This window comes from Pararhizobium sp. DWP1-1-3, from assembly GCF_049896125.1.
GTDB lineage: Bacteria > Pseudomonadota > Alphaproteobacteria > Rhizobiales > Rhizobiaceae > Pararhizobium.
Genome location: NZ_JAFCTR010000037.1, coordinates 1 through 3,944, shown reverse-complemented (window position 1 = coordinate 3,944; position 3,944 = coordinate 1). Strand labels below are relative to the sequence as shown.

Genomic DNA, 3,944 nt, shown 5'->3' with positions numbered 1-3,944 from the left:
GGGAGCGTCGCCAGAATGGCATCCGACGTATCCTGGAACAAGCTTTCAGTTGGTTTTTCCTGTAAGCATCCGCGCTTGACTTATCCTTGCGCTGATAACCGGCGCGCCATGCCGTCACGATGCACCAACTGACGCCTTAAAGGAAGCGGACCTCCCACCCAGTTGTAGTGCCACTACTGCGCCGACTGTAACTCGCAACCGATCTAGCCGTAGCTTCGACGGCCATCGGCAGGGACTTCATCGCGCTGCTCTATGGTGTCGACAATGGTTGTCTGCGACCCGCACGAATTCGCCAACCTTCTTAGGCACTGAGAAATCCGATTTCTCCTCGACTCGTCGCTTGCGACGATCATGGACACCCAAGTGCAGAGGTGTCGGGAAAGGCAAGGACGGAGGGTGTCGAAATGGAAAGGCAACGAAATTTTCTACTTGCAGCGGCTGATAGCTATTTTTAGGGCTTCCTGTTTTTCGTTGCCATTGGCAGCCCTCAGGCCTCAATGTTTCCTCCCGACCTTACACCTCGAGACCGGTCCCTTGGCCATCATTCGGTTGAAACTAACAAGCACCGAGTCCCACATAACCTAACGACGGGACAGACCATTACGCTCAAGTCGTCTCTGGCCGGCAAGTTCTTCAAGTTCCGTTCGAATAAATGGCCAATGGCTCGTAAGGGATTGGACAATAGAAGTCAGCCTCTGGGAGCAGGCCTTTTCGAGACATCATTGTGATATGAAAATCGGCGTCCGACGCCGTGTGATATTGCATGGCTCCTGTCTCATCCAACAGAAACGAACCATGTGACGTTGCGACGGAGACAACTGCGTCGATCCCGCTAAGCGATGTCCCAAGAACACCAACTGAAACGTCCTCTATCGTCTCCAGATTTACTGCTGGCCACGGCGAGATGAAGAAACCGGGTTTCGTCTCCGTCTTTTTTGGCCAATCATGACCAGTCGCCATGACCACGTGATCGAACACCTTGGCTTGCTGTTGACCCGTCCGAGCTGATCACCTCGACGCTTATATCCCGCTCACGCAGTTTGACATCGGAAACCCGATGGTTGCCTTTTACATCGACGACATGACCTCGCGCGACCGCCTTGGCAAGAAGTGCCGTCAGCTCTGCCTGAAAATATTGACCGAGGACGACGCGGGGATAGAATTCGCGTTCCCCAATTGTCTCTGGTTGAACTCCAATTATGGCGAGTTCAGCCGGCGTCTTGTGTGGAAGCCATACCGTCAGGCTTTCGCACACGGGCGGCAATTCGATGCTGGCAATATTGGCCAGCGCCGGGCAGGCCAAGCGCTGATCGTCTACAGGGGGGTGAATATTGGACGCCGATAAGGGGTCAACATTCCGCGCCGATTGACGTTGCGGCTCTTCTCGCTCTTGATGCTGTCCATGATGCACGCCCTCCTGAGGCCATCTGATCTGGATCGCAGTAGGTATCGAGAAGAACTCTTATCGCTACCGATGATACCGTTTCCAAGCTTAGCGCAAGCTTTAAACGATATTGGATCAATCATGCGCTGCCGGACCCTGCATCGCAGTCGATCAAAAATGATTTCCTGTGTAAGACGGAAAGGGTTCACCATGCACTCCACTGTGACGTCCAGCCAGTTCCTTGCGCCTGAAGACCTAGCTCTCTTGCAGACCTTTCTGGAGGCGTGGTGCGTGGAAAATTCGGTAGACATCAATGACAAGGCGGCTCAGGACGTGGCAGTCGGATTGATCCACTGGTATCAAGACGGCCATTCTGACAAAAGCGGGCTTAAGGCGCACATTACCGACGCCGGTTCACTACCGCCGGCATTGCAGCGGCTCGTAGAAACGCTTTCCTACTCGGAATGAGAGCCGGCCCGTGCCGCATTGAAGGTCCTCGGCTCAAGGACGTCGACGATTGGCTCGGCCAATACCGTCAGCTCTGGGATGAGCGCCTCGATCGCATTGAGGATTATTTGAGAGACCTTCAGAAGGGAGGAACCAATGACCGCGGTAACTGATCCGAAGGACGCATCTGACCGTGAACTCGTGATCAGCCGCGTTTTCGAGGCTCCGCCGGCGCTCATTTTTAAGATATGGACCCAGCCACGAGCTTTAGACTGCCGCATAGGATGCATTAAATGGAAAATCTGAAATGGGGCTGCCCAAGTATTCGATCATTTGTCGCGGGCATTCATGTGCGCTTCGACATTCTCCGCCTCCGCGCTCTACATTAGGCGTTGCAGTTATTCCGAGCCACCTCTGCATTCACCGCCAGTTGCCAAACCCTGCTTCATGAGTAAACAGGCATCATCGGAACAATGGAGACTGACATATGTTTGAACGCGTGGTGGAGTGGACGAAAGTTGTCACCATGATCGGCGATATTGCCAAGGGCACATCAACGGTATCTCTTCGCCAGTACACCAAATCCACCGATGCCAATTCCCCGCCTCCGGCGTTTGGCTGGGATTATCATCGCGTTCAGGCATATGGAGGAGACACCCGGACGCTACCAGCACTGGTGAGCGATGGACAATTGACAGAAGTTTTATCTAGCCTGACGGCAGGTGACGAAGAAACTTATGTCTACGAAGTCGATGGATCTGAAGTCCCCGATCACGAAGCCAGGTGTCTGCTCCAGCAATTCTCTGGTATAACCGTGACGACCATCAAGCTGTCGGTTGGCGCCGTCCATCTCGGTTGGTTTTTGGTCGCTTTGAACAACACCCGCGATGTCGTGCACTGGAAAATGCTCTACCACGAGCGCAATGTGAGACCGGGAGTTTTACCTTCGATATGATTTAAAAATTGGCGTCCTAAAGGACGGGCGAGCTCGAAGACCGAAAGCCCAGGTTCGTCATCAGGCGCTGCAGGACGCCGCACCGGGTGGGATTGGCCAGCGCCCAAAAGGTGCGGTCCATGTCAGATGTGTGATGCTTCGCCGTTGAGCGAATGCAATCTCTCTTCGGCGAAGTCAACTAGCGAGTGCCGTCGCGACGCGAGTCATATGGCATGCTGATGTTTTCATTGGCGCGCGTACAACAAGGACGTCGCAGCGGTTCCGGAGCGCCGCCGGCGTGGTCATCCCACGAAAAATATCATGATTGACGTAACTTCTGCGATGACGGCAGCGGCGTCTTTTAAACCCGGCGTCCTCTGGTCTTCCCCAGGTGTTCTGAACGTCTTTATACTTCGTCGCGATTTCAAACTGCACCACCTCCTCGGTTCTGAGACGCCGGACAGTCGCGCCCGCTTTCTCGAAATCCTCCAGTTGCTCCTCGAAACTTTTGTCCATAACTGCGCCCAGGGTTCCATAGGACTTTTCGGCGGCGCCCAATTGCGTCCCTTCTCCTGCGCAGGGCTATTCCAGACATCCTTACTCGTCGCCAGGATATAGACGTGGTCGAGCCACAAATCCTAGGAACCAGCATGTTTAGGGCCGTTTCATGAACCCCCAGCATGTAGCCGCTGTCGACGTTCACCATAAGGTCGTCCAGGGGCCTGGCCTTCAATGCCTTGGGGATTTCCAAGTTCCATCGCTGAGAAGCTCACATAAAGCAAGGTGCTTCCGCTGAGCTAATCCGAGCGGTAAATACGCTTTCGTTCACGTCACAAAAACCTCGCGTCGGCGAGAGGAACTTGTGCGGCTCCGGTGAGTTTCACCACCACTCACGAAAGCGTGACCAACAAGCAGGAACCACACAATGACCATACCCACTTCCACCAGCCTCAATCATGACACTGCCTATGGAAGCCCAACCGCAACCGCGGCTCTCAACAAAATCTCTTGGGGCTCGATCTTTGCGGGTGTTGCCGTCGCGCTTGCGGTGCAGTTCCTGTTGAACCTCCTCGGGGTCGGGATCGGAGCGGCAGTCCTTGATCCAGCAACCTCGGACAATCCCGATGCAAGCACATTTTCCATCGCCGGCGGCGTCTGGTTTGTCGTCGCTGGCCTCGT

4 protein-coding genes and 1 pseudogene are annotated in these 3,944 nt (G+C 54.6%); 3 read left to right on the top strand and 2 right to left on the bottom strand.

All coding sequences use genetic code 11. From position 1 onward, the window contains the following. Window positions 1-943 precede the first annotated feature (943 nt). A complete protein-coding gene (locus ACP7BS_RS29600; protein ID WP_426233305.1) occupies window positions 944-1,411 on the bottom strand; it encodes an FAD/NAD(P)-binding protein in 468 nt (155 codons plus the stop codon). 183 nt (window positions 1,412-1,594) lie between these two features. Here ACP7BS_RS29600 and ACP7BS_RS29595 point away from each other — a divergent pair, with 183 nt between their 5' ends. After that, window positions 1,595-1,852 carry a hypothetical protein gene (locus ACP7BS_RS29595; RefSeq protein ID WP_113317474.1) on the top strand — a complete coding sequence of 86 codons (258 nt, stop codon included), beginning with the start codon at window positions 1,595-1,597 and terminating at the stop codon, window positions 1,850-1,852. Window positions 1,853-2,318: 466 nt separating this feature from the next. Then, window positions 2,319-2,786, top strand: a complete 468-nt coding sequence (locus ACP7BS_RS29590; RefSeq protein WP_426233303.1) for a hypothetical protein — start codon at window positions 2,319-2,321, stop codon at window positions 2,784-2,786. Between the two features lie 174 nt (window positions 2,787-2,960). On the opposite strand, the gene ACP7BS_RS29585 is transcribed toward ACP7BS_RS29590, so the two are convergent. Further along, a complete protein-coding gene (locus ACP7BS_RS29585; RefSeq protein ID WP_426233302.1) occupies window positions 2,961-3,323 on the bottom strand; it encodes a hypothetical protein in 363 nt (120 codons plus the stop codon). Between the two features lie 367 nt (window positions 3,324-3,690). On the opposite strand from ACP7BS_RS29585, the pseudogene ACP7BS_RS29580 reads away from it, so the two are divergent. Next, a pseudogene (locus ACP7BS_RS29580) lies at window positions 3,691-3,944 on the top strand (PhnA-like protein); the annotation flags it as partial.

Excerpts from the sequence above, each read along its gene's own strand:
- ACP7BS_RS29595 (WP_113317474.1), top strand. The coding sequence starts at position 1,595 with ATGCACTCCACTGTGACGTCCAGCCAGTTCCTTGCGCCTGAAGACCTA.
- ACP7BS_RS29590 (WP_426233303.1), top strand. The coding sequence starts at position 2,319 with ATGTTTGAACGCGTGGTGGAGTGGACGAAAGTTGTCACCATGATCGGC.